The organism is Methylobacterium sp. PvP105 (assembly GCF_017876975.1).
In the GTDB taxonomy this organism is placed as follows: Bacteria; Pseudomonadota; Alphaproteobacteria; order Rhizobiales; family Beijerinckiaceae; genus Methylobacterium; species Methylobacterium radiotolerans.
Genome location: NZ_JAGIPA010000005.1, coordinates 73,455 through 97,681, shown reverse-complemented (window position 1 = coordinate 97,681; position 24,227 = coordinate 73,455). Strand labels below are relative to the sequence as shown.

The following is a 24,227-nucleotide window of genomic DNA, read 5'->3' as shown; positions in this document are numbered from 1 at the left end:
CGTCCATGCTGGGCGCGGTCTTGACCGCGATCCCGGTTCGGGGGCTGCATGAAGCGACTGGACGTGGCCGTCATCGGCGGTTCGATTGCCGGACTGACCGCGGCGTGCCTGCTCGCGCGGAGCGGTCACGCCGTCGCGGTGTTCGAGCGGTCGGCGGGCGCGCTCACGGGCCGCGGCGCGGGGATCGTCACGCATCCGGACCTCCGGGCGGTGCTGGCGCGCTGCGGTGCGCCGGCCGGCGCGCGCGATCTCGGCGTCATGGTCGAGGGCCGCCGGGTCCTCGACCGCGACGGGACCGTGATCGCCGAACGGAGCCTGCCGCAGGTGCTCGCGAGCTGGGGGCGGCTCTACGGCCTGCTCCTGGACGCCGTGCCCGCCGACGGCGTCCGCTTCGGCGCGGCGCTCGCCGCGGTCGAACACGACGGCGAGCGCGTCGTCGCGCTGTTCGAGGACGGCCGCCGCATCACGGCGGATCTCCTCGTCGGCGCCGACGGGCAGTTCTCCACCGTGCGGGCCCGGTACCTGAGCGCCGTCGCGCCGCGTTACGCGGGCTACGTGGCGTGGCGCGCGGTCGTCGACGCGGCGGCCCTCTCGCCGGCAACCCGCGAGGCGATCGCCGGCCATTTCGCGTTCTGCCTGCCGCCGGGCGAGCAGATCCTCGGCTATCCCGTCCCCGGGCGCGCGGACGGGACCGCGCGCTCCTTCAACGCGGTCTGGTACAGGCCGACCGAGGAGGCCGCGCTCGCCGCGCTGCTGACCGATGCCGGCGGCGTCCGCCACGCCCTCTCCATCCCGCCGGGCCGGATCAAGGCCGCGGTGCTGGCGGCGATGCGCGCCGACGCCGAGCGGATCCTCGCGCCGCCGTTCGCCGAGGTCATGCTGCGCGCCGATCAGCCGTTCCTGCAGGCGATCCTGGACATCGAGGTGCCGACCATGATCCCGGCGCGCGGTATCGCCCTGATCGGCGACGCCGCCTTCGTGGCCCGGCCCCATGTCGGGATGGGCGTGACCAAGGCCATGGAGGACGCCGCCGCCCTGGCGGAGGCGCTGGACGCGGCCGGCGGCGCCGTGGACGCCGCGCTGACGGCCTTCGACGCGCGCCGGCGGTCCTACGGCGCGGCGGTCGTGGCGCGGGGACGGGATCTCGGCGCGTACCTGCAGGCGCAGCAGCGCGGCGCGGCCGAGCGGGCGGCGGCGGAGCGGTTCCGCAGCCCCGAGGCGGTCATGGCCGGGACGGCGGTCCCGCCGGAGGTCCGCCTCCGTTAAGCCGCGCGGCAGGTCGCCTCGGCGCGCACGGCGGCCGGGAGGGCGAGGGGCGGATTCGCGCTGTCCAGAAACTCGACGGTGGTGAAGATCAGCTCCGTGTCGCCGATATTGGCGAGGTCGTGGGTCATCGACTCGCCCGGCCCGAACGACAGGTGCTGGATGTCGCCCGCGCGGTAATCGACCTCCGCGACCCGCCCGTCGCCGTAGTGCGAGCGGGCGCGCCCTGCCGTCACAGCGGTCCAGAAATAGTCGAGCACGTGCGTGTGGAAGCCGATCCGCGCGCCGGGCGCCAGGACGATGGTCCAGACCCGGCAGCGCGCGTCCTCCGAGAGCAGCCGGGTGCCGACGCAGCCGTTGTCCCGCGCCGCCGCGAAGTCCTGAGCCAAGTCGGGCGGCAGCGCCGCCGAGGCCGGTTCCGTTCCCTGGGTCATGGCGCTCCTCCGGCCCGTGAGGCTAACGCAGTTCCCGCGAAAGTCATCGCCGCGGCGGCACCTCTCGGTGACACGTCCGCGGCCGAGGTGGCGCGTCCCGCGATCTGGCCATCCCGGCACGGCCTCTAGATCGCGTCGGCCGGTCGCGCGGCCGTCACCACCCGGCGGTGGGTGGCGAGAAGCCCCGGCAGGGCCGCGTCGAGCATCGCGGCCCGGACCGCGTCGCGGTCCGCCGTGCCGTCGATGCCGTAGACCCGCGAGCGCAGGCCGACATAGACCAGTGCGCCGTGGATGCCGAACAGGAGCTCGAACTCGTCGTCGGCGAGCGGCTGCGCCTGCGGGTCCGGCAGGTTCGATTCCGCGCGCATCCCGGCGAGCAGCGGCGCGAAGATGCGCGCGCGGACCATGCCGAGGTAGCGGCTCGGCAGATCGAACCCCTTGAGGCCCGCCGAGACGAAGATCCGCAGCCACGCGTAGTCGTCGATCCGGCGCTGGTAGTCGATCTCGAAGCGCCGGAAGCGCTCGAGGACGGGGAGCGCGGGGTCGCGCACCGTCGCCTCCCAGGCGGGATCCCAGCGCTTGAGGTAGACCTCCGCGTAGATGCGCTCGATCAGCGCGGCCTTGGTCGGGAAGTAGCGGAACAGCAGCGGCTGCGTGATGCCCAGCCGGCGCGCGAGCTCCCGGGTGTGCCCGTCGAGGCCGACCTCGGCGAAGTAGGCGACCGCCCCCTCGACGATCTGGCGCTCGCGGGCCTCGGGCGCCAGCCGTCGGCCGGTCGGCACGCGACCGTCACTGCCCGCCGGCCTGCTTGACGCCATCTCGGTTTCGCCTTCTATTGAGCGAACGATAAATAGAGGCTTCCAGCCTGTCCCATCGGGGCGGTCATGGGCAAGCCCGTCGGGAGGAGACCAGGGCTTGAAGGCGCCCGACTTCGCCTACGCGCGTCCAGCCTCGCTCGAGGCGGCGCTCGCCCTGCTCGCCGAGCACGGGGACGATGCCGTTCCCCTCGCGGGCGGCCAGAGCCTCGTCACGGCCCTCAACATGCGCCTCTCGGCGCCCGGGCTGCTGGTCGACCTCAACGCGATCCCCGAACTCACCGGCGTCTCGGAGGCCGACGGCGTTGTGCGGATCGGTGCCATGACGCGCCACCGCGACGTCGGGACCACGGCGATCGTGCGCGATCGCCTGCCGCTGCTCGCCGCCGCCCTGCCGCACATCGCCCATCCGGCGATCCGCAATCGCGGCACGATCGGCGGCTCAGTGGCGCTGGCCGACCCGGCCACCGAGTGGCCCGCCTGCTGCCTCGCCGCCGGCGCCACGATCGTGGTGCGCGGCCCCGCGGCCGAGCGGCGCGTCCCGGCCGACGCGTTCTTCCGCGGCCTCTACACGACGGCCCTGGAGCCCGGCGAGATCGTCACGGCGATCGAGTTTCCCGTGCCGGGAGCCGACGCGGTCTGGGGGTTCGAGGAGTTGTCGCGCCGCCACGGCGACTACGCCCTCGTCGGCCTCGCGGCGACCGGGCGCCGGGCCGCGGGCGGCCTGTCGGACCTGCGCCTCGCCTTCTTCGGCGTGGCCGATCGGCCGGTCCTGGCGCGGACCGCCGCGGCGGCCCTGGAGGCCGGCGACCTCGCGGGTGCCCAGGCGGCGCTCGCCGGTGAGCTCGACCCGCCGGACGACCCGACGACCAAGGCCGCGACGCGGCTTCACCTCGCCCGCGTGATCCTCGGCCGCGTTGCGGCAGGGATGCGCGGCGGCGGAGCGCAGGAGGGAGACCCCGATGGCGTCTGAGAGCCCGGACCGCGCGCGCGCGGTCGCCTTCACGCTGAACGGCGAGGCCGTGCGGGCCCATGTCCCGGCCCGGATGCATCTCGGCGATCTGCTGCGCCAGTCCTTCGGCCTCACCGGCGTGCATCTCGGCTGCGAGCACGGCGTCTGCGGCGCCTGCACGATCCTGGTGGACGGCCGGGCGGTGCGCGCCTGCCTGATGCTCGGCGTGCAGGCCGACGGCGCCGCCGTCGAGACCGTCGAGGGCCTGACCGAGAGCGGGCGCATCCGCGACCTGCAGGACGCCTTCCACGCCCGCAACGCCCTGCAGTGCGGCTACTGTACCCCCGGCATGCTGGTGACGGCCGCCGAGCTCCTGGACGACGCCGACGCGGCGGCGTCGCGCGCGGCGATCCGCGCGGCGATCGCGGGCAATTACTGCCGCTGCACCGGCTACCACGCCATCGTCGACGCGATCGCGGCGACCGCCGAGGCGCGCCGGCAGGGTCGCCAGAATGCAGGCCGGGAGGCCGCCGAATGAGCGCGGATCCGGGCGGCCTCACCTTCCTCGACCGGCCGAACAGCTATATCGGCCGCTCGGTCCCGCGGCCGAACGCCCGGCGCCTCCTCGAGGGCCGAGGCGTCTACGTGGACGACGTGGCCGTCGCCCGCCTCGGCCACGTGGCCTTCCTGCGCAGCCCCCACGCCCACGCCCGCATCGTCGCGCTGGAGACCGCGGACGCCGCGGCAATGCCCGGCGTGATCGCGGTGGTGACCGGCGCCGAGCTGGCGGAGGTGTGCGCGCCCTGGGTCGGCGTGCTCGGCCACTTCAAGGGGCTGCGCTCGGCGCCTCAGCACGCGCTGGCGATCGACCGGGTGACCTGGGTCGGCGAGCCGTTCTGCGCCGTGGTCGCGCGCGGCCGGGCCGAGGCCGAGGACGCGCTGGCCGCCATCATGGTCGAGTTCGACCCGCTCCCCGCCGTCGTCGACATGGAGGCGGCGCTCGATCCCGCGACGCCGGCGATCCACGCCGAACTCGGCGACAACCTCGCCTTCGAGCGCGTCCTCGACGTCGGCGACGTCGACGCCGCCTTCCGCGACGCCGCCGTCGTGGTCGAGGAGACCTTCCAGTTCGGCCGGCACACGGGCGTGTGCCTGGAGCCGCGGGCGATCCTCGCGGACTGGGCGGCGGCGGACGGGATGCTCACCGTCCACCATTCCTTCCAGGCGCCGCACATGATGCAGGACATCCTGTGCAAGCACCTCGCTCTGCCCGAAGGGGCGGTGCGGGTGATCTGCAAGGATGTCGGCGGCTCCTTCGGGATCAAGGTCCACATCTACCCCGACGAGATGGCGACCTGCGCGCTGGCGCTGATGCTGAAGCGCCCGGTCAAGTTCGTCGCCGACCGGCTGGAGAGCTTCCAGAGCGACATCCACGCCCGCGACCACCGGGTCACCGCCCGGATGGCCTTCTCGGCCGAGGGCGACATCCTCGCCCTCGACATGGACGACCTCACGGGCATCGGGCCCTACTCGGTCTACCCGCGCACCAGCGCGGTCGAGGCCAACCAGGTCGTCAACCTGACCGGCGGTCCCTACCGGCACCGGCATTACCGGGCCCGGGCCCGGGTCGTGCTGCAGAACAAGGCGCCGACCTGCCAGTACCGGGCGGTGGGCCACCCGATCGCCACGATGGTCGCCGAGGGGCTCGTCGACCTGGGCGCCGCCCGGCTCGGGCTCGATCCCCTGGCCGTGCGCGAGCGGAACGTCATCCCCGACGACGCCTATCCCTGCGCGGGCGTCTCGGGGATCAAGCTGGAGAAGCTGTCCCACCAGGCGGCGCTCGCCAAGCTCAAGGCGATGATGGACTACGATGCCCTGCGGGCCGAGCAGGCGCGCCTGCGCGCGCGGGGGATCCACCGGGGCATCGGGCTCGCGGCCTTCATCGAGATCACCAACCCGTCGGCGGCCTTCTACGGGGTCGGCGGCGCGCGCATCTCCTCCCAGGACGGCTGCACGATCCGGCTCGATCCCCAGGGCGGTGTCGTCGCGGCGGTCAGCGTCACCGAGCAGGGCCAGGGCACCGAGGGCATCATCGCGCAGATCGTGGCGACCGCCACCGGCGTGCCGATGGACAAGGTCCGGGTGATCTCGGGCGACACGCAGGCGACCCCCTACGGCGGCGGGACCTGGGCCTCGCGCGGGGCCGGCATCGGCGGCGAGGCGGCGTGGCAGGCCGGCAAGGCGCTGCGCGGCAACGTCCTGGCGGTGGCGGGCGCGATCCTGCAGGCCGATCCCGGGAGCCTCGACGTGCGCGACGGCGCCGTGGTGGACGCCGCCACCGGGACCGAGCGCATGCCGCTCGCGGAGCTCGGCCGCATCGTCTACTTCCGCCCCGACACGCTGCCGCCGGGCGTGCAGCCGGAATTCGTGGCGACCCGCCACTACGTGCCGAAGGACTACCCCTTCGCCTTCACCAACGGCGTGCAGGCCTCCTACGTCGAGGTCGACACCGAGACGGGCTTCGTGCGGCTGCTGAAGCACTGGTGCGTCGAGGATTGCGGCACCGTGCTGAATCCGCTCCTCGTCGACGAGCAGATCCGCGGCGGCATCGTCCAGGGGATCGGCGGCGCCCTGTTCGAGCACTGCCTGTACGACAGCGAGGGCCAGCTCCTGAACGGGTCCATGGCCGACTACCTCGTGCCGATGGCCGGCGAGATGCCCGACATCGCGGTCGCTCACGTGGTCTCGGCCACCGCGTCGTCCGAGATCGGCGCCAAGGGCGCGGGCGAGGCCGGCACCGCCGGCGCGCCGGCCGCGGTCGTCAACGCCATCAACGACGCGCTCGCGCCGCTGAACGCCCGGGTCGCGCGCCAGCCGGTGACGCCCGAGGTCGTGCTGGAGGCGCTGGGACTGATCTGAACGGATATCGGGAACCGGTCCGCACGAACGAGACCGGTCCCGACGGGGAAACGCCGACGGAGGGACGAAGGGATGGGAACGGGCTTCGACAGGCGCCGGATGCTCCAGGGCGGCGCCGCCGCATCCGCGCTGGCGCTCGCCGCCCCGGCGCTCCTGCGCGCCGCGGCCGCGCAGGACGGTCCGATCCGCATCGGCTTCCCGGTACCGCTCACCGGCGCCTTCGGGGCCGAGGCGAACGATCAGGTCCGCGCCGCCCAGCTCGCCGTCAAGGAGTTCAACGAGTCCGGCGGCTTCCAGGGCCGCAACGCCGAGCTCCTGGTGCGCGACGACAAGCTCAATCCCGGCGAGGCCGCGACCCGGACCCTCGAGCTGATCGAGAAGGACAAGGTCAATGTCCTGGTCGGTGGCCTGTCGGCGGCGGTGACGCTCTCGATCAACAACGTCGCCCGCGAGCGGGGCGTGATCTACAACTCGATCAGCCAGTCCGACGCGATCAACGAGGCCAAGGATTTCGGCCGCACCACCTTCCACGAGGCCCTGAACCCGCACATGACCGCGGGTGCGGTCGGCCGCTACGTCTTCCCGAAATCGGGCAAGCGGGTCGCCTTCCTCAGCGCCGACTACGCCTACGGCCACGAGATGATGCGCGGGTTCAAGCGCGCCGGCGAGGCCTTCGGCATCGAGGTCGTCGCCGACATCCGCCACCCGATCGGCGCCTCCGACTACTCGGCCTTCCTGCCCCGCATCGCGGCGCTCAAGCCCGACGTGCTCTGCCTGTGCAATTTCGGCCGGGACCAGGTGGTCTCGATCCAGCAGGCCACCGAGTTCGGCCTGAAGCGCAGGACCAAGCTCGTCGCGCCGGTGCTCCTGTTCACCGCGCGCAAGGCCGGCGGCGACGCCTTCGACGGCGTGATCGGCGGCACCTCCTACTACTGGCGCCTGGAGGACAGCGTGCCCTCCGCCAAGGCGTTCAACGACCGGTTCCGGGCCGCCTACAACGGCGCCGTGCCCTCCGATTACGGGGCGCTGGGCTATGCCGGCGTCCGCTCGGTGCTGGAGGGGGTGAAGGCCGCCGGGTCGGTCGAGACCGACAAGGTCGTGGCCGCCATGGAGGCCCTGAAGGCCGATTTCTACAAGGGGCCCCAGAGCTTCCGGAAATGCGACCACCAGTCGGTGCAGTCGGTCCTGATCGTCGAGGCGAAGTCGAAGGACATGAAGACCCCGGACGACGTCTTCACGATCCTCGGCACGGAGGGGCCGGACGAGCGCTTCCTGCGCGGCTGCGACGAACTCGGCCACAAGGCGTGAGGCGCTCCGTGCGAACCCGCGGGAGGGCGCGGCCTTGAGCGACATCGCGATCGGCGGCTTCCCCCTCGATCTCCTCGCGCTCCAGCTCGTGACCGGCATCGCGCTCGGGGCGATCTACGTGCTCGTCGGCATCGGCCTGTCGCTGATCTTCGGGCTGATGAACGTGGTCAACTTCGCCCACGGCGCCTTCTTCATGGTCGGCGCCTATGTCGGGGTCTTCCTCTACGGCTACACCGGCAGCTTCTGGCTCAGCCTCGTCGCGGCGCCGCTGGCGATGGGGCTCCTCGGGCTCGCCGTGGAGCGCGTGCTCGTGCGCCCCCTCTACGGGCGCGGCATCGACGACCCGCTGCTCCTCACCTTCGGCCTGTCCTACGTCATGGTCGAGAGCGTGCGCATCGCCTTCGGGCTGACCGGGCTGCCCTTCGCGGCGCCGCCCGAGCTGCGCGGCGCCGTCGATCTCGGCATCGGCTACTTCCCGCTCTACCGCCTGTTCCTGATCGGCTTCGCGCTGGCGGTGGTGGGCGCCCTGTGGCTGTTCATCGAGCGCACGCCCTTCGGCCTCGTGATCCGCGCGGGCGCCCGCGACCCGCAGATCGTGCAGGTGCTCGGCATCGAGATCGCCAAGGTCTGGCTCGCGGTCTTCGCCCTGGGCTGCGCGCTTGCCGGGCTCGCCGGCATCCTCGCCGCGCCTCTCCAGGGCGTCACGCCCGAGATGGGGATCCCGGTTCTGGCCGAAGCCTTCGTGGTGACGGTGGTCGGCGGCATGGGCTCGCTGGCCGGCGCCGTGCTCGCCGGGCTGATCGTCGGCGTGGTGGTGGCGATGACGTCGCTCGTCGCCCCCGACATGACCAAGATGGCGATCTTCGCCCTCATGGCCCTGGTGCTGCTCGTGCGCCCCCGCGGCCTCCTCGGGCGGGCCGGAGCCCTCGGATGAGCGCCCGCGCCCCTGCCCCCGCCGTCACGAAGGCCGGAGCCCGGCCGACGGCCCGGCCGGGCTCCGGCCGGACCGGCCGACGGCTCGCGTGGTGCGGCCGGCACCGCGTCGCCCTGACGCTCGCCTTCCTCGTCGTGTTCCCCTGGATCGCGCCCTATCAGGCGCTCGCCGTGAACATCCTGGTGCTCGGCCTCTACGCCCTCGGGTTCAACCTGCTGTTCGGCTATACCGGGCTCCTGTCCTTCGGCCACGCCGCCTTCCTGGGCGGCGGCGCCTACGGCTGCGGCATCGCCATCGTGCGGTACGGGCTGCACCCGGTCCTGGGCCTCGCCGCCGGCACGCTGCTCGCCACCGGGATCGCCGCCGCCATGGGCGTGCTCGCGATCCGCACCCGCGGCATCTACTTCGCGATGACGACGCTGGCGCTGTCGATGTGCGTCTACTACGCCTTCTACCAGGCGGAAGCCTTCACCGGCGGCGAGAACGGCCTGCGCGGCATCAACGTGCCGGCGCTGGCCCTCCCGGGCTTCAGCCTCAATCTCCTCGACCCGGTGGTGAAGTACTACGCCGCGCTGGCGGTGGTCGGGGTCGCGGTCTGGCTGTTCTCGCGCCTCCTGTCCTCGCCGTTCGGGGCCGCCCTCGAGGCGATCCGCGAGAACGAGGGCCGGGCGCAGGCCTGCGGCTACGACGTGCGCCGCATGAAGCTCGTGGCCTTCGTGATCTCCGGGGCCCTGTGCGGTCTCGCGGGCGGTCTCCAGGCGATCCACCTCTCGATCGTACCGATCGAGACGATGCACTATTCGACCTCCGGGCAGGCGGTGATGATGGCGCTGCTCGGCGGCATGGGGACCTTCTTCGGTCCGTTCGTGGGGGCCGCGACCTACGCGCTCCTGCAGGACGGGCTCGCCACGGTCACGAGCCACTGGCAGCTCTTCGTCGGCGCCATCTTCATCGCCTTCGTGCTGTTCCTGCCGCTCGGTATCTGGGGCGAGGTGCTGGCGCGCCTGAGGAGGGCCGGATGGTGAGCGCCGCCCCGGCCGTCGCCGCGCCCGGTGCGGCGACGGGTGCGGCGCCCAGTGCGGCGCCGCCGATCCTCGCCGCGGAGAGGCTCGGCAAACGGTTCGGGCATTTCCGTGCCCTGTCCGACGTGACCGTCGCGTTCCCGGAGGGTGGCATCACGGCGATCATCGGGCCGAACGGTGCGGGCAAGTCGACCTTCTTCAACCTGATCTCCGGCGCCGTCCCGCCGAGCGAGGGCCGCGTGCTGTTCCGCGGGCGCGACATCACCGGCGCGGCCCCGCACGCCTTCGCCCGGATGGGCATCGCCAAGTCGTTCCAGATCACCAACGTCTTCCCGCACCTCACGGTGCGCGAGAACGTGCGGGTGGCCGCCCAGGCGCGGCGCGTCCGCTTCGCGTTCTTCCGCGACCGCGCGGCCTACCCCGAGCTGACGGAGCGGGCCGAGGCGCTGCTGGGCGAGGTCGGGCTCGGCGCCCGGATGGACCGCCTCGCCCGGGAACTCGCCCACGGCGAGCAGCGGGCCCTGGAGATCGCGGTGGCGCTCGCCGCCGAGCCGCGCCTCCTCCTGCTCGACGAGCCGACCGCCGGGATGAGCCCCGAGGAGACGCGGGAGATGATGGACCTCGTGCAGCGCCTCGCCGAGACCCGGACCCTGATCCTCGTCGAGCACAAGATGAAGCTCGTCATGGGCCTGTGCCGCCGCCTCGTCGTCCTGCATCAGGGCCAACTCCTGGCCGAGGGCAGCCCCGACGACATCCGCGCGCATCCCGAGGTGCGCCGCGTCTACCTGGGCAACACGGCGGGCAAGACCGCATGAGCGCCGCCCCGCAGCGCGACGCCGCCCAGCCGCTCCTGGCGGTCGAGAACCTGCGGGCGTGGTACGGCCATTCCCACATTCTCCAGGGCCTCTCGCTGGAGGTGCGTCCCGGCGAGATCGTCACGCTGGTCGGCCGCAACGGCGCCGGTAAGACCACCACGCTGAAGGCGATCATGGGTCTCGTGGCGAAGCGCGCGGGCCGCGTCACCTTCGCGGGGGCCGAGATCCTCGACCGGCCGCCCCACGAGCGCTTCCACCGGGGCCTCGCCTACGTGCCGGAGGAGCGGCGCATCGTGCCGGGGCTGACCGTGGAGGAGAACCTGCGCCTCGGCATCCTGGCCGCCAGAGGCGCGCGCGCGACGCGCCGCGACGAGGCGCGGCGGATCGAGGTCATCGCCGAGACCTTCCCGCGGCTCAAGCAGCGCCTGAAGCAGGAGGCGGTCACGATGTCGGGCGGCGAGCAGCAGATGCTCGCCATCGCCCGGGCGCTCATGGCCGAGCCCGTGATGGTGCTCCTCGACGAGCCCTCCGAGGGGATCATGCCGATCCTCGTCGAGGAGATGTTCGCGCAGTTCGTCGCGATGAAGCGGGCCGGCACCACGATCCTGCTCGTGGAGCAGAACGTCGAGCTCGCCCTCGACGTCTCCGACCGCGTCTACATCGTCGACGGCGGCGCCGTCGTCTACCACGCCCCCGCGGCCGCTCTGCGGGACGATCCCGAGATCCAGGCGCGCTACTGCGCGGTCTGAGCGCCCGCGCCGGCCGAGCGGGCACTGCATCAGGAGGAGACCAGGATGGACATCGCTGGCGCGTATCGGATCCCGGTCGCGCGGGAGGCCGTCTGGGCGGCGCTGAACGATCCGGACGTGCTCGCCCGCTGCATCCCGGGCTGCAAGGAGCTGGTGCAGGTCTCCCCGGAGGAGATGACCGCCAGGGTCGCCCTGAAGATCGGGCCGGTCTCGGCGACCTTCACGGGCACGGTCCGCCTGGAGGACTTGCGTCCCCCCGAGGGCTACAGCCTCGTCGGCCAGGGCAACGGCGGCATGGCGGGCTTCGCCAAGGGCCGCGCCGCGGTCAGCCTCGCGGCCGAGGGCGGCGAGACGCTCCTGAGCTACACCGCCAAGGCCGAGGTCGGCGGCAAGATCGCGACGCTGGGCGGCCGGCTCATGCAGGCGACCGCGCGCAAGCTCGCCGACGAGTTCTTCGGCAAGTTCGCCGCCGAACTCGGGGCGGCCGGCGACCCGGCCGCATCGAGGGCGGCCGAGGCCTAGGCCCGCCGTCGCGCCTCAACCGCGGCGGCTGGGGCGGTCGCGCGCGGGGCCGGCTCGCCGAATTCCGGTCATCGCTGCGTTCCGATCTGCAGCACATTGAACCCGCGCTGCCTGTACGTCTCGATGAACGCTGCGAACGGGGGCTTCGCGCCCTGTGCCTGAGCGACGCGAAGGACGGCGGCACAGCCGCGCCGCGGGCTCTCGACCGTGCGGCCGTCGAGCGAGGCCGCGGGCGCCATGCCGGCTTGCCACCGCGCCTTCAGCGCCGTGACGGCCCTGCCGGCCGTCCGGCAATCGGGATAGGCAAGGGACACGAGGAGCGCCGGGCCCGCCTTGCCCTGGTAGTCGGCCACGAGACCGCCGGCATAGGCCGGGACGCCGTCCGGATCTTGTTCGCGCCGGTCGTCGATCGCCTTCGCCTTGGCGGCCATCTCGGTCGGGGCCGACAGGACGGCGGCAGGATCGCCGGGGGGCGTGCCCATCAGCGGCGTGACGACGGCCGCTTGGACGATCGCGCCCGGGTCGCGGTCATCCGCGGTGGCCATGCCCGCCAGCGCCGTGGCGACCGCCCCGTGATCCGCCGCGCTCCGTCCGACCCCGGTGAGGTTCTCCAGATCCGCGGCCGCGGACGCCTGGGCGACGACCCGATCGATCGCCAGCACCGCGCTGGTCTCGCCCATGGGTCCGGACCAGGGATTGGTCGGCTGCCGATTCCTCAGACTCACGGCGCGCGGCTCACCGTTGGCGAGAATGCGCGGTGCGGTCGTGACCGGTCGGAAGGTCCTGTCCTGCAGCTTGCCGATCAGGTTGTCTGCCGCCGCCTTCGTCGCCAGTCCCCAGTAGCTCACGCGCGCCGGAGGCTGGCCGAAGGCTGCGAAATAGGAAATGTCGTCGAACGGGATGCCGGCGGTCTCGGTCCATGTCCGCGCGCCGCCATAGCTGAGCACGTTCAGCGGGCGAATGCTCTCGTGGAAGGCCATGCGCCGCAGGGCGGCATCGCTCAACGCGCCGCCGGCCGCCTCGGACAGCGCTCGGACGTCCAGGAAGACGATCGGCATCGGATCGGACGTCGCGAGGGCGGAATCCGGTACCGTGCGGAGAGCCGCCTCCAGATTGCCGGCCGCCCGCGCCGCCGGCACGATCATCAGGGCCGAGACCGAGACGGCGACGAGGCGCGATGAAACTGTGTGCCGGAGCGTTCGGGTCAAGATGAATCCCATGCCTTCGGGTCCCTCGGATGCGCCGCGCGTTTATCGGCCAAGTCGACGATCGCGACGGGCAAGAAGAGGTGTCTGCCGTGTTCGCCTGATCGTCCCTGTACAGGGTCTCTGCCGTGTCGATCTCTCGAGTCTAGCAGGGCGGCTCTCGGCCTCCACTAGGGAGGGTGACCTATTGACCGTGCCGCCCGGATCGCGCCCATCGGATGCCCGGCTCCCTCGCGGCGAGCGACGATCGACGAAGGCGGTTCGGGGAGAGCCGTGACGGGCGTGCCCGCCGGATGGGCTCCGGGCACGCAGCCGCAACGTCGGGCTCGTCGACCGGGCGCGGCTGCACGAGGCCGGAGATCTGTCGGAGGACCGCGGTCGGATCGTCTCGGTCAGATGCGATCCGCCACCTCCGGGTGCCGGGGATCGACCGTCGTCGGGCGCGGGCGGACACGCACGACCGGACCGTGACGTGGGCCGCAGCGCCTCGTCCCGAGTCCGTGCCGGACATCATCTCACGCGAGCGATTCTCCGGTCCGATCGCGCATCGTCAGGATCGCTGCGAGCGAGATGGCCGACAGCACGGCCACGTAGAGACCCGGCCCCGTAGGCCATGCCAGGTGGTGGACGATCCAGGTCGCGGCCATCGGGGCGGTGCCCCCGACCAGCGCCATCGAGGCGTTGAAGCTGATCGCCAGCGCCGTGCAGCGCGAGCGGTGCTGGAACATCTCGACGAACGCGGTCGGCACCACGGCGGCGTTGCCGGCGATCAGGATCGCGAACGCGACCTGGCTCAGGACGATCAGGAGCGTGTCGCCGGTGGTCAGCAGCATGAACAGCGGCCACGACAGGATCGTCAGGCCCGCCCCGGTCAGGACCAGAACGCGCTTGCGTCCGAAGCGGTCGGACAGGGCTCCGGCGATCGGGATGCACGCGGCTTGAACCACCATGGCGAGGGTGTTGATGAGAAACGCCGTGTGTTGCGGGAGACCCGACACGGTATGCAGGAAGGTCACGAGGTAGACGAACACCACGTAGAAGCCGCAGGCCAGGCCGAGATTCATCGCGAAGGCGCGCAGCATGGCGGCGCCGTCGATCTCGACGGCCAAGCGCAGCGGTGAGCGCCGGTCCGCCGGCGCCTGATCTTCGCGCAACACGGTCTCGGCGTGCGCGTCGTCGATGTGCCGGCGCAGGGCGAAGATGAAGACGCCGAGCACGATCCCGAACAGGAACGGCAGGCGCCAGCCCCACAGATGCACGTCCTCGGGGGTGAGCAGCCCGGTGACGAGCGTCCCGGAAATGGAGCCGAGCAGGATCCCGCCGGCGGCCCCGATGCAGGCGAGGCTGCCGGTCAGCCCGCGGCGCGCGGGGGCCGCGGTCTCGGACAGGAAGATGGCCGAGGAGGTGTACTCGCCGCCCACCGAGAGGCCCTGGCCGAGGCGCAGCAGCACGAGCAGGACCGGCGCGAGGAGCCCGGCGGACGCGTAGGTCGGCAGGCAGCCCATCAGGAAGGTCGAGACCGCCATGAGGCCCGCCGACAGCAGGAGTGCCCTCTTCCGCCCGTAGCGGTCGCCGATGTGACCGAACACGATGCCGCCGATCGGACGCATGAAGAAGGCCGCGGCGAAGACCGCGAAGGCCGAGAGCAGCGACGTCGTGGGACTAGCGGACGGGAAGAAGTTCCGGCCGATGACGGCGCTGAAGTACCCGTAGGTGGCGAAATCGTACCATTCGAGCGCGTTGCCGATGGCGCCGGCGACCACGGAGCGACGCCGCGCCGTGCTGGGGGTTTTCGGGCCGTCGCCGATCGCCCCGGAACTGATCGGCACAGGCGGCTCACCGTACGGAGGGGTGAAATGCATGATCCGCCCGCCCTTCCGCCGAAATCAGTCTTGAAGCTAGACTGAAACGCCGATCTTGGCGAGACAATAGATAAAGAGGGATAACGCCCCGCGGACCGACAGGGAAAATGCTGGCGGCGAACAGGCGATCGGCGCCCGCGCCGCGGAAGGCCCGTTCGCCGAACCGGGCTCTGATGCGCCTATCCCGGCCAGACCGCGATCGGGACAGCCTCGGCCGTCACGATGGCCCGGGGCCGGCGGGCAGGTCCGCAGCGTCGGCCGCCGCCGCGAACGCGCGACGGGACCGCTCGATCTCGGCGTGGTGCGTCTCGGCCCAGATCCACACGCCGCAGAACGCGGCTCCCAAGCTCCGGCCGAGCGGGGTCAGCGCGTAGTCCACGCGCGGCGGGATCACCGGGTGGACCGTCCGCCGGACGAGACCGTCCCGCTCCATCTGCCGGACGGTCTGCGTCAGCATCTTCTGGCTGATCCGACCGACGGCCTTGCCGAGCTGCGTGAACCGGAGGGTGCCGTGCTCCTCCAGGGCTTCGAGGATCAGCATGGTCCACTTGTCGGCCACCTGACCGATGATGTCGTTCACCAGGGCCTCAATCGCCGGATCGGCGTCCTGCGGGACCGGGCCGCGCCGCTTCGCCTCGATCGCGGGGTCAGGATTGGACCGGCGCATCCGACACTCTCCTTTCGGTAAGTACAAATCTTTTCGGTGCCTACTTCAGGCTGGAGAGTGTGGGCCATACCCTCTGCGGCGGCAACAACGAGGGTCGCCACCATGAAGACTTCAGGCAACACGGTTCTCATCACCGGCGGCGGATCCGGGATCGGAGCGGCGCTGGCGCAGCGCTTCCACGACCTGGGCAACACTGTCATCGTCGCCGGTCGTCGGGTCGAGGCCCTGGACCGGGTCACGGCCGGCCGGCCGGGCATGCACGCGATGCCGCTCGACATCGCGGAGGCCGGCGACATCGCGGCGTTCGCCGAGCGGATCATCGCCGAGCACCCGACCCTGAACGTGGTGATCAACAACGCCGGGATCATGCGCCTCGAGGCGCTGGATCGGGCCCGCGACCTCTCCGATGCGGAGGCGACGATCACCACCAACCTGCTCGGCCCGATCCGCCTGACGGACGCGCTCGTCGCGCATCTGGTCACGCGCCCGGACGCGGCGCTGATCAACGTGTCGTCCGGGCTGGCCTTCGTGCCCCTGACGACGACGCCGACCTACTCGGCGACGAAGGCGGCGATCCACAGCTACACGGTCTCGCTGCGCGAGGTTCTGAAGGGCAAGGTCGAGGTGATCGAGCTCGTGCCCCCGGCGGTGCAGACGGATCTGACGCCCGGCCAGGCCACGCGCGCGGGCTACCTGCCGCTGGCCGACTTCATCGACGAGGTCATGGTCCTGTTCCAGCAGCAGCCCACGCCGCGCGAGATCCTGGTGCAGCGCGTCGCCTTCCAGCGCAACGCCGAGGCCGAACACCGCTTCGACGCGGCCGTCGCGACCTTGAACGAGGCCGCCCGCGCGGCCCGCGCAGCGCAGCGGTGAGGCCCGCGCCGTCGCGCGGGCGCGGTCAGTGTTCCGTCGATTCAACCTGGAGAAGATCGATGCCGTTCGCCAATTTCAAGATCCCGCAGGGCATGATGACCGGTGCGCAGAAGGCGGATCTGGTTCACCGCGCGACGGATCTGCTGGTCTCCTACTTCGGAGAGGCCGCGCGACCGCACACCATGGTCCTGGTCGATGAGGTCGTCGACGGCGGCTACGGTCGCGCGGACGCGGTGTTCGACCTCGCGGCCCTGCGACGCCTGCAGGCGCAGCAGGAGCCGGGTTCACGCTGACGGATCCGAGCCTCGGCGCGAGTGAGATCTTCGCGCGTCAAGACGGCCCGGGTCCGGTCGGCGGCGCCCCGGGTCAGGCGGAGAGCGAGGCGTCTCCAGCAGCGTCGCGGCTCGGCGGCCGCGCGAGCCCGAGATGGTCGCGCAGGGTCGCGCCCGCGTAGTCGCGCCGGAACAGGCCGCGGCGCTGGAGGATCGGAACGACCGCGTCCACGAAGGTCTCCAGCCCGTCGGGCAGGACGTCCGGCATCAGGTTGAAGCCGTCGGCGGCGCCCGCCCGGAACCACGCCTCGATGTCGTCGGCGATCGCCTCCGGCGTCCCAGCGACGATGCGGTGGCCGACGCCGCCGCCCAGCGCCCGCAGCAGCTGGCGCACGGTCAGCCCGTCCCGCCGGGCGAGCGCCACGGTGCCCAGGAACATCGTGTGGTTGGCGTCGGGCGGGAGCGGCAGCGGGTCCGGCAGCGGCCGGTCGAGGTCGAGCCGCGCGGGATCGATCCGCAGCGTCCCGGCGAGCCGCGCGAGGCTGTACTCGACCGGCACGAGGTTCCAGAGCGCGTCCTGGCGTCGCCGCGCCTCGGCCTCCGTGGAGCCGATCACCGTGGCGAGGCCGGGCAGGATGACCAGCGCGTCCGGGGCGCGGCCGTAGCGCGCCGCGCGGGCGCGCAGGTCCCGCGCATAGGCCGCCCCGTCCGCGACGGTCTGGGCCAGGGAGAACACCGCGTCGGCGGTGGCGGCGGCGAGCTCGCGCCCGTCCTCCGAGCCGCCCGCCTGGAAGGTCACCGGGCGCCCCTGCGGGCTGCGCGGCACCGTGAGCGGTCCCTCGACCGCGTAGTGGGCGCCCCGGTGGCGGATTGCGTGGACCTTCCCGGTGTCGACGAACCGCCCGCCCGCCTTGTCGCCGACGAACGCGTCGTCCTCCCAGCTGTCCCACAGGGCGTGGACCAGCTCGGTGAACTCCCGCGCCCGGGCGTAGCGCGCCCCGTGCTCGGACGCGCCCGCGAAGCCGAAATTGCGGCCCGCGGCGGCATCGGCGGTGGTCACCACGTTCCAGCCGGCGCGGCCGCGGCTGACCATGTCCAGGCTCGCGAAGCGGCGGGCGAGATTGTACGGCTCGTTGTAGGTCGTCGAGGCGGTGGCGACGAGGCCGACATGGCTGGTCGCCGCCGCGACGCTCGCCAGCACCACGGTGGGTTCGAGGGCGTTGAACGGCCGGTAGTCGATCCGGTCGTTGATCGCCGGCGTGTCGGCCAGGAAGATCGCGTCGAGCTTGCCCCGCTCCGCGACGCGGGCGACGCGCACGAAGTGGTCGATGTCGACGAAGGCGTCCGGCCGGCTGTCCGGCAGCCGCCACGCGGACGGGTAGACGCCCGAGTGCAGCAGGTTGACGTTGAGATGCAGCGTGCGTCCGCTCATCGAACTCTCCGGATCAACGAACGCGCGGCAGAACCTGCTCGGCGAAGCGGCGCATCTCCGCCTCGAACGGCTGGAACTGCAGCATGAACAGGTCGATGCCGGCCGCGTGGAACGCCCGGATCCGCTCCGCCACGGTGGCGTAGCTGCCCACCAGCCCGGCGGCCGTGCCGCCGTTGGTGCCGACGTGGCGGGCGGCGGCCGCGTCGGTCTTGGCGAACATCACGCTGGCCGTGTCGGTCCGGGCGCGGGTGTCGGCGCGCAGGTCGGCGTCGCGCTGCGCCAGGGCGAGGAGCCGCGCGTGCTCGGCCTCCGCCGCCGCGTCGGTGTCCCGCGCGATCACGAAGGCCGAGAGGCCGTAGCGCAGCGGGCCGTTGGCGGCGGGCCGGCGGGCGACGTCGGCGATCAGGGCGGCGACGTCCTCCAGCGGCTGGCCGTTGATGAACCAGACATCCGCGTGGTCGGCCGCCAGCGCCCGGGCGGGCTCCGACTCGCCGCCGAGATAGATGGTCGGCCGCTTCCGGAACGTGCCGGCGGGGCGGAGCTGGTAATCCTCCACGCGGAAATGCGCCCCCGCGAACGTGACCCGCTCGCCGCGCATCAGCCGGTCCACGAGGCCGATCCACTCGCGGCCGTAGGCGTAGCGGTCGTCGTGCGCGGGGAACGGCAGGCCGGCCCGCTCGAACTCGGCCCGGTTCCAGGCATTCACGAGGTTCAGCGCGAAGCGGCCGCCGCTGATGTGCTCGATCTGGAGTGCCATCTTGGCGAGCACGACCGGGTGGTAGAGCCCGGGCTTGATCGCCGCGATGATCTCGATGTGCCGGGTGAGCGCCGCGAGGGCCGCCGCCCCCGTCCAGGCCTCGAGCTGGTCGCGGTCCCCGTCGTAGGGGTTCATCGTGTGCTGGGCGACCAGCACGGAATCGTAGCCCAGGGTCTCCGCCTCCAGGACCAGGGCGCGGTTGCGCTCCCAGCTGGCGTCGTCCGGCTCGTCGGGGTCGTGGTGGGAGGCCCGGGAGCCGTGAACGGCCGCCCAGATGCCGAAGCGGGGTGCGTCGGTCGGTCCGGCCACGGCCTCAGCCCCGACCCACGGGCGCCTGCCAGATCGGCACGTCGGTGGCGTCGATCCGGCGCGGGATGAGCTTGGCCTCGTAGAACACGTCGGCGATGGCCTGCTGCTCGCCGAGCTGGGCGCGGTCCACCGGCTCGACCGCGTAGGTGCGGCGGCTGTTGGCGGCGGCCACCACCGCGGGCGGCAGGTCGCCCCAGATCGGCGCGAGGAGCGCCACCGCCTCCTGCGGGTTCGCCCGCATCCAGGCGCCGGCCTCGACCAGCGCCCGGTAAACCGTGGCGACGACCTCCGGCTGCGCGGCGACGAAGCTGTCGTTGACGAGGTAGTAGCGGTGATAGCTCGTCAGACCGGTGGCGTCGGCGACGACCCGCACCGGGCGCTTGGCCTGCGCGAAGGCGAGGAACGGGTCCCAGATCGACCACGCGTCGAGGCTGCCCTGCTCGAAGGCGGCCGCGCCCTCCGGTGCCTGGAGGTAGGCCGGCTTGATGTCGGAAAAACTCAGGCCGGCGCGCTTCAGGGCGGCGGCGAGCACGTAGTGGCTGCCCGAGCCCCGGGAGACGCCGACCGTGCGGCCCTTGAGATCCGCGACCGTGCGGATCGGCGAGTCCGCCGGGACGATGATCGCCTCGGCGGCCGGCGCGCCGCGCTCGCGGGCGTAGAAGGTCAGCGGCGCCCTGGCCGACTGCGTGAAGATCGGCACCGCGTCGGCGACGTCGGCGTGGATGTCCACCGCGCCGGCCGACATGGGCTCGATCACGCTGGTGAACAGGTGCCAGCTCGGGGTGAAGCCCAGCGGCGCGAGGCGCTCGGCGAGCGTCCCCTTCACCTTCAGCACGGTGAACAGCACCGAGGAGCGCTGCATGCTGATCTTCACCTCGCGGGGACCGGCCAGCACCGCGGGCGTGCCGAGCGCCAGGGTGGCGGCCGCGCCGAGGCCAGTGCGCAGCACCGATCGGCGGGACGGGGCGATCCGGCTCAACGTGTCGTCGGTCATCGAGATCTCGCGGATCGGACGGTGTGGTCGAAGGCAAGGCCGGATAGGCGCGGCGGTCCGGATAGTCCGCGACGGTCCGCGCCACATCCGGCTGCATACTATTGAAGACCGGCGCCGATGACCGGATCAATGGAATAGGATTTCTATTTACTCGCGGAGTAGGAAAGCGCGTCCTCCCGATGGCGGTGCGCGCAGCAAGGCCGTCTTCCGAACGCATCGGAGGGCCCGTCTCATGGTGCGGGCGGCCTCGGCCGGCCCGATGGCCGGGCCGGATCCGGCGCCGCAGAGGATCTCCGAGACGCGCGCGCCGGGCGAAGAAAGGTATTTCCTCGGAGGTTCGACTTGTAAATCAAACCTATTTCTGAAGAGGATCTGCCGAGATGTTGGTTCCAAATGCCTGGCCGGCGTCCGGATTCGGCTTGAGTGCGGAGATCATCTCACCGATTCCATGGCCGTGCGCCCGGAGGCGCGGGTCGGAATCGGGAACAGGAAGCCATGTCGCAGACGGGAGCGGGGTGGGGTGCGGGTCCGAGCGCGCGCTACGAGGCGCTGGCGGATCGGTTTCGCCCGGTCTTCGCCGAGATCCGCGCCACCGCGGTCGAGCGGGACCGCACGCGTCGCCTGCCCCATGCCGAGATCGGCTGGCTGCGGGAGGCGAACTTCACCACCCTGCGTCTCGCCCTCGAGGAGGGCGGACACGGCGCCAGCCTTCCGGAGCTGTTCGCGCTGCTGATCGAGCTGTCCCAGGCGGATTCCAACGTCACCAACGCCCTGCGCGCCCATTTCGGCTTCACCGAGGACGCGCTGTGCTCCGCGTCGGCCGCGTGGCGCACCGCCTGGATCGCCCGGATCGGCGCCGGCGAGACGATCGGCAGCGGCGTCTCGGAGACGGGGCCCGCCAAGGTCGGCGCCTTCGACACGGTGGTCCGGCGCCGCGACGGGACCCCCGTCGTCGACGGCCGGAAATTCTACACCACGGGCTCGCTGTTCGCGGATTACATCCACCTCTCGGCCGAGGACGAGGCGGGCGGCGCCGTGACCGCCGCGGTGCCGGTGCGCGCGCCGGGCGTGACCATCGTGGACGACTGGGACGGGTTCGGGCAGGCGCTCACCGCCAGCGGCACCGCGACCTTCGCGGACGTCGCGCTCGAGCCGGCGCTCATCAAGCCGGATCCGGCGCGCTTCCCCTACGCCATGGCGTTCTTCCAGCTGGTGCATCTCGCCACGCTCGCCGGGATCGGCCGGGCCGCGGCCGAGGACGTGGCGCGGCTCGTGGCCGAGCGTTCCCGGGTCTACAGCCACGGCAATGCCGGGCGCGCGGTGGACGACCCGCAGATCCAGGCGGTGGTGGGGCGCGTCCGGGGGAACGCCTACGCGGCCGGCGCCGTGGTGCTGAAGGCCGCCGAATCCCTCCAGCGGGCCTACGACGCGCATCGGGCCGGCGACGGCGCCGCGGCGGACCGGGCGGCGACGCTCGCCGATGTCGAGGTCAACCAGGCGGTGAGCGTGGTGACCGATCTCGTGCTCCAGGCCACGACGAGTCTGTTCGACGCGCTGGGCGCCTCGGCGGTGAAGGCGGGCCTCGGACTCGACCGCTACTGGCGCAACGCCCGCACCATCGCGTCCCACAACCCGCGGATCTACCGGGACCGGATCGTCGGGGCCTTCGCGATCACGGGCGCGCCGCCGCCGCGGCAGTACCGCGTCGGATCGGCGTGAGGCGACCGTGCCGCGCCGCCGCGACCGCCCGCGCCTGGGCGCCTGCCTGGACCCAGGCGGGCACCACGTCGCCGCGTGGCGGCACCCGTCCGCGCAGGCGGATGCCGGGAGCAACGCCGCCCATGACCGGCAGATCGCCCGGACCGCGGAGGCCGCGAAGTTCGACCCGGTTTTCCTCGCCGACGGGGTCAGCATCCGGGGCGACGACCTCGACGCCCTGAGCCGGACGGCGAACCGCTACGCCGGCCCGGTCGAGCCGCCGACCCTGCCGGGGGACCGCGACGGTTTCGCCGCGCGCGTCGTCCCCGAACGGCAGCGCCGGGGCCTGTTCCGAGAGGACTATGAGGGACCGACGTTGCGTGAGAATCTCGGCCTGCCCCGGCCGGTGGGGCGAGGCAGCGTGCCAGACGATGAGCCGTGACGATGAGCCGTGACGATAAACCCCCGCCGGCGCGCCGGCGCTTCCTCGCTCAGGGCGCGGCGGCGGCCGCGGCCGCGCTCGCCGGCGGGCCGGCCCGGGCGGAGGAGGCGGCGCCCCCGGCCGTTCCCGAATGGATGAAGATCCCGGGCGCCGATGTCGGCAGCCAGACCTACGGCCGGCCCTCGCGCTTCGAGGACGGCGTCATCCGCAACGTCCCGCAGGGTCTGAAGCAGTATATCTCGGCGTCGAGCCGCACGCCGCTGCAGGATCTCGACGGCATCCTGACGCCCAACGGCCTGTTCTACGAGCGCCACCACGGCGGCATCCCGGACATCGATCCCGCCCGGCACCGGCTGATGATCCACGGGCTCGTCGAGACACCGCTGATCCTCACCATGGAGGACATCCGCCGCTTCCCGTCGGAATCGCACATCTACTTCCTCGAATGCTCGGGCAACCCGGGCTTCGAGGCGATCAAGGGGCGGACAGCGTCGGATCTCGTCGGTCTCGTCAGCTGCGCCGAATGGACGGGCGTGCGCCTCGCGACCGTGCTGGCGGAGGCCGGGCTCAAGCCGGACGCGCGGTGGATCGTGGCCGAGGGCGCGGACGCGGCCGCGCTGACCCGCAGCATCCCGATCGCCAAGTGCCTCGACGACGCCCTGCTGGTCTACAGCCAGAACGGGGAGCGGCTGCGCCCGCAGCAGGGCTACCCGCTCCGGTTGCTCCTGCCCGGCTACGAGGGCAACATGAGCGTGAAGTGGCTGCGCCGGCTCAACGTCACGGCGGAGCCGGCCTATTCGCGCGAGGAGACGTCGAAGTACACCGACCTGATGCCCGACGGCACGGCCCGGCAATTCACCTTCGTCATGGAGGCCAAGTCGATCATCACGCGGCCCTCGGGCACCCAGCGGATCGCCCCCGGCTTCCGCGAGATCACCGGCCTCGCCTGGAGCGGGCGCGGGCGGATCCGCGGCGTGCAGGTCTCGACCGACGGGGGCGCGAGCTGGCGGGACGCGGTGCTGCAGGAGCCGGTGCTCAACCGGGCGCTGACGCGCTTCCGCCTGCCCTGGCACTGGGACGGCACGCCGACCACCATCGCGAGCCGGGCGATCGACGAGACCGGGTACGTCCAGCCGAGCTTCGACGCGCTGACGGCGGTGCGCGGCCTCAAATCCTTCTACCACAACAACGCGGTCGTGCCCTGGCGCATCGGGCCGGACGGCGAGGTGACCAATGGCTATGCGTGAAGCGAGCGCCGCCGTCGGCATGGCCCTGGTGCTCGCCTGCGCGGGGTCGGCGCCGGCGAGCGAGCGCCTCGGGATCGGGCGCCCGGCCTCGGAGGCCGAGATCGCCGCCTGGAACATCGATATCGACCGCGACGGGCGGAAGCTGCCGCCGGGACACGGCAGCGTCGCCCAGGGGCGCGCGGTCTTCGACGCGCAGTGCGCGTCCTGCCACGGCGGCCGGGGCGAGGGCGGGACCGGCGAGCGGCTCGTCGGCGGGCGGGGCACGCTCGCCTCGGCGAAGCCGCTCAAGACCGTCGGCAGCTTCTGGCCCTACGCGCCGACCCTGTTCGACTACATCCGGCGGGCGATGCCGATGAACGCACCGCAATCGCTCAGCGCCGACGAGGTCTACGCGGTCTCGGGCTACGTGCTGTACCTGAACGGGCTCGTCCCGGAGAGCGCCGTGCTCGACGCCGCCACCCTGGCCGCCGTCCGCATGCCGAACCGCGACGGGTTCGTTCCCGATCCCAGGCCCGACGTGAGACCCTGACGGGAGCGGCGTACCCGATGAGACCGCCCCGGCCCCGCCCGCCGCCGTGCCGCGACGGCGCTGTGGCCGTTCCGCCACTGTCGTCGCAACATTATTACATTCGGTTGTCAGGGCGTTGACCCGGCCGGTCACCGCGGCAAGTATCCTCCGGCCAAGGTTCTCCGGGCACGGCTCGGAGCCGGAACGGGACGCCGGCGCGCTCTTCGC

24 protein-coding genes are annotated in these 24,227 nt (G+C 72.4%); 16 read left to right on the top strand and 8 right to left on the bottom strand.

Features of this window, described 5'->3' with window-relative positions; genetic code table 11:
• The first annotated feature begins 48 nt into the window (after positions 1 to 48).
• The gene (locus J3A75_RS34060) at positions 49 to 1,266 is read left to right on the top strand and encodes an FAD-dependent monooxygenase (protein WP_209651234.1); all 1,218 of its coding nucleotides are present in this window, start codon (positions 49 to 51) and stop codon (positions 1,264 to 1,266) included.
• Here J3A75_RS34060 and J3A75_RS34055 read toward each other — a convergent pair.
• Positions 1,263 to 1,697: a hypothetical protein gene (locus J3A75_RS34055; protein WP_012329588.1), complete on the bottom strand. Its 435-nt coding sequence runs from the start codon at positions 1,695 to 1,697 to the stop codon at positions 1,263 to 1,265. The two genes, J3A75_RS34060 and J3A75_RS34055, sit on opposite strands and share 4 nt — an antisense overlap.
• A 125-nt stretch (positions 1,698 to 1,822) precedes the next feature.
• A complete protein-coding gene (locus J3A75_RS34050) occupies positions 1,823 to 2,479 on the bottom strand; it encodes a TetR/AcrR family transcriptional regulator (protein ID WP_244633154.1) in 657 nt (218 codons plus the stop codon).
• 133 nt (positions 2,480 to 2,612) lie between these two features.
• Between J3A75_RS34050 and J3A75_RS34045 the strand changes: the two genes are divergently transcribed.
• The 9 genes from J3A75_RS34045 (at position 2,613) to J3A75_RS34005 (ending at position 11,733) form a co-directional block, all read left to right on the top strand.
• A complete protein-coding gene (locus J3A75_RS34045; protein WP_209651233.1) occupies positions 2,613 to 3,485 on the top strand; it encodes a xanthine dehydrogenase family protein subunit M in 873 nt (290 codons plus the stop codon).
• Positions 3,475 to 4,002: a (2Fe-2S)-binding protein gene (locus J3A75_RS34040; protein WP_043074732.1), complete on the top strand. Its 528-nt coding sequence runs from the start codon at positions 3,475 to 3,477 to the stop codon at positions 4,000 to 4,002. The genes J3A75_RS34045 and J3A75_RS34040 overlap by 11 nt, the downstream gene beginning before the upstream one ends.
• Entirely contained in the window at positions 3,999 to 6,383 is a 2,385-nt protein-coding gene (locus tag J3A75_RS34035) for a xanthine dehydrogenase family protein molybdopterin-binding subunit (RefSeq protein ID WP_024827355.1), read from the top strand. Before J3A75_RS34040 ends, J3A75_RS34035 begins: the two co-directional genes overlap by 4 nt.
• Before the next feature lie 72 nt (positions 6,384 to 6,455).
• Positions 6,456 to 7,691, top strand: coding sequence for an ABC transporter substrate-binding protein (locus J3A75_RS34030; RefSeq protein WP_043074734.1), 1,236 nt, complete (start codon positions 6,456 to 6,458; stop codon positions 7,689 to 7,691).
• Between the two features lie 34 nt (positions 7,692 to 7,725).
• The gene (locus J3A75_RS34025) at positions 7,726 to 8,625 is read left to right on the top strand and encodes a branched-chain amino acid ABC transporter permease (protein WP_012329594.1); all 900 of its coding nucleotides are present in this window, start codon (positions 7,726 to 7,728) and stop codon (positions 8,623 to 8,625) included.
• Positions 8,622 to 9,650 (top strand): branched-chain amino acid ABC transporter permease, encoded by a 1,029-nt coding sequence (locus tag J3A75_RS34020; protein WP_012329595.1) that lies wholly within the window; start codon positions 8,622 to 8,624, stop codon positions 9,648 to 9,650. Before J3A75_RS34025 ends, J3A75_RS34020 begins: the two co-directional genes overlap by 4 nt.
• On the top strand, positions 9,644 to 10,462 hold the full coding sequence (locus J3A75_RS34015) for an ABC transporter ATP-binding protein (protein ID WP_245365035.1): 819 nt from the start codon (positions 9,644 to 9,646) through the stop codon (positions 10,460 to 10,462). Before J3A75_RS34020 ends, J3A75_RS34015 begins: the two co-directional genes overlap by 7 nt.
• A complete protein-coding gene (locus J3A75_RS34010; RefSeq protein ID WP_012329597.1) occupies positions 10,459 to 11,211 on the top strand; it encodes an ABC transporter ATP-binding protein in 753 nt (250 codons plus the stop codon). The genes J3A75_RS34015 and J3A75_RS34010 overlap by 4 nt, the downstream gene beginning before the upstream one ends.
• Positions 11,212 to 11,256: 45 nt before the next feature.
• Positions 11,257 to 11,733, top strand: coding sequence for an SRPBCC family protein (locus J3A75_RS34005; protein WP_024827351.1), 477 nt, complete (start codon positions 11,257 to 11,259; stop codon positions 11,731 to 11,733).
• Between the two features lie 68 nt (positions 11,734 to 11,801).
• On the opposite strand, the gene J3A75_RS34000 is transcribed toward J3A75_RS34005, so the two are convergent.
• The 3 genes from J3A75_RS34000 to J3A75_RS33990 all read right to left on the bottom strand — a co-directional run bounded on the left by J3A75_RS34000 (position 11,802) and on the right by J3A75_RS33990 (position 15,467).
• The gene (locus J3A75_RS34000) at positions 11,802 to 12,941 is read right to left on the bottom strand and encodes a hypothetical protein (RefSeq protein ID WP_245337867.1); all 1,140 of its coding nucleotides are present in this window, start codon (positions 12,939 to 12,941) and stop codon (positions 11,802 to 11,804) included.
• 512 nt (positions 12,942 to 13,453) lie between these two features.
• Complete coding sequence (locus J3A75_RS37155) at positions 13,454 to 14,767, bottom strand: MFS transporter (RefSeq protein ID WP_312892948.1); 1,314 nt, start codon at positions 14,765 to 14,767, stop codon at positions 13,454 to 13,456.
• Between the two features lie 250 nt (positions 14,768 to 15,017).
• The gene (locus J3A75_RS33990) at positions 15,018 to 15,467 is read right to left on the bottom strand and encodes a winged helix-turn-helix transcriptional regulator (protein WP_012329601.1); all 450 of its coding nucleotides are present in this window, start codon (positions 15,465 to 15,467) and stop codon (positions 15,018 to 15,020) included.
• Between the two features lie 102 nt (positions 15,468 to 15,569).
• Between J3A75_RS33990 and J3A75_RS33985 the strand changes: the two genes are divergently transcribed.
• Both J3A75_RS33985 and J3A75_RS33980 read left to right on the top strand, forming a co-directional pair.
• Entirely contained in the window at positions 15,570 to 16,340 is a 771-nt protein-coding gene (locus J3A75_RS33985; protein ID WP_012329602.1) for an SDR family oxidoreductase, read from the top strand.
• A 59-nt stretch (positions 16,341 to 16,399) separates the two neighbouring features.
• Positions 16,400 to 16,633 (top strand): tautomerase family protein, encoded by a 234-nt coding sequence (locus J3A75_RS33980; RefSeq protein ID WP_209651232.1) that lies wholly within the window; start codon positions 16,400 to 16,402, stop codon positions 16,631 to 16,633.
• Positions 16,634 to 16,706: 73 nt separating this feature from the next.
• Here the strand turns inward: J3A75_RS33980 and J3A75_RS33975 are convergent, their stop codons facing one another.
• The 3 genes from J3A75_RS33975 to J3A75_RS33965 are packed head-to-tail and all read right to left on the bottom strand — an operon-like array spanning position 16,707 to position 20,104.
• The gene (locus J3A75_RS33975; protein WP_012329604.1) at positions 16,707 to 18,044 is read right to left on the bottom strand and encodes an LLM class flavin-dependent oxidoreductase; all 1,338 of its coding nucleotides are present in this window, start codon (positions 18,042 to 18,044) and stop codon (positions 16,707 to 16,709) included.
• A 13-nt stretch (positions 18,045 to 18,057) separates the two neighbouring features.
• The gene (locus tag J3A75_RS33970) at positions 18,058 to 19,110 is read right to left on the bottom strand and encodes an LLM class flavin-dependent oxidoreductase (RefSeq protein WP_043074737.1); all 1,053 of its coding nucleotides are present in this window, start codon (positions 19,108 to 19,110) and stop codon (positions 18,058 to 18,060) included.
• Between the two features lie 4 nt (positions 19,111 to 19,114).
• Entirely contained in the window at positions 19,115 to 20,104 is a 990-nt protein-coding gene (locus J3A75_RS33965) for an aliphatic sulfonate ABC transporter substrate-binding protein (RefSeq protein ID WP_012329606.1), read from the bottom strand.
• Between the two features lie 495 nt (positions 20,105 to 20,599).
• Here J3A75_RS33965 and J3A75_RS33960 point away from each other — a divergent pair, with 495 nt between their 5' ends.
• From J3A75_RS33960 to J3A75_RS33945, 4 genes are read left to right on the top strand one after another with little or no spacing between them, the layout of a single operon-like run.
• Positions 20,600 to 21,823, top strand: a complete 1,224-nt coding sequence (locus tag J3A75_RS33960; protein WP_024827346.1) for a monooxygenase — start codon at positions 20,600 to 20,602, stop codon at positions 21,821 to 21,823.
• Positions 21,824 to 21,830: 7 nt separating this feature from the next.
• Complete coding sequence (locus J3A75_RS37315; RefSeq protein ID WP_209651231.1) at positions 21,831 to 22,244, top strand: hypothetical protein; 414 nt, start codon at positions 21,831 to 21,833, stop codon at positions 22,242 to 22,244.
• 2 nt (positions 22,245 to 22,246) lie between these two features.
• On the top strand, positions 22,247 to 23,491 hold the full coding sequence (gene soxC, locus J3A75_RS33950; RefSeq protein ID WP_209651230.1) for a sulfite dehydrogenase: 1,245 nt from the start codon (positions 22,247 to 22,249) through the stop codon (positions 23,489 to 23,491).
• On the top strand, positions 23,478 to 24,020 hold the full coding sequence (locus J3A75_RS33945; protein WP_209651229.1) for a c-type cytochrome: 543 nt from the start codon (positions 23,478 to 23,480) through the stop codon (positions 24,018 to 24,020). Before soxC ends, J3A75_RS33945 begins: the two co-directional genes overlap by 14 nt.
• Positions 24,021 to 24,227: the final 207 nt, after the last annotated feature.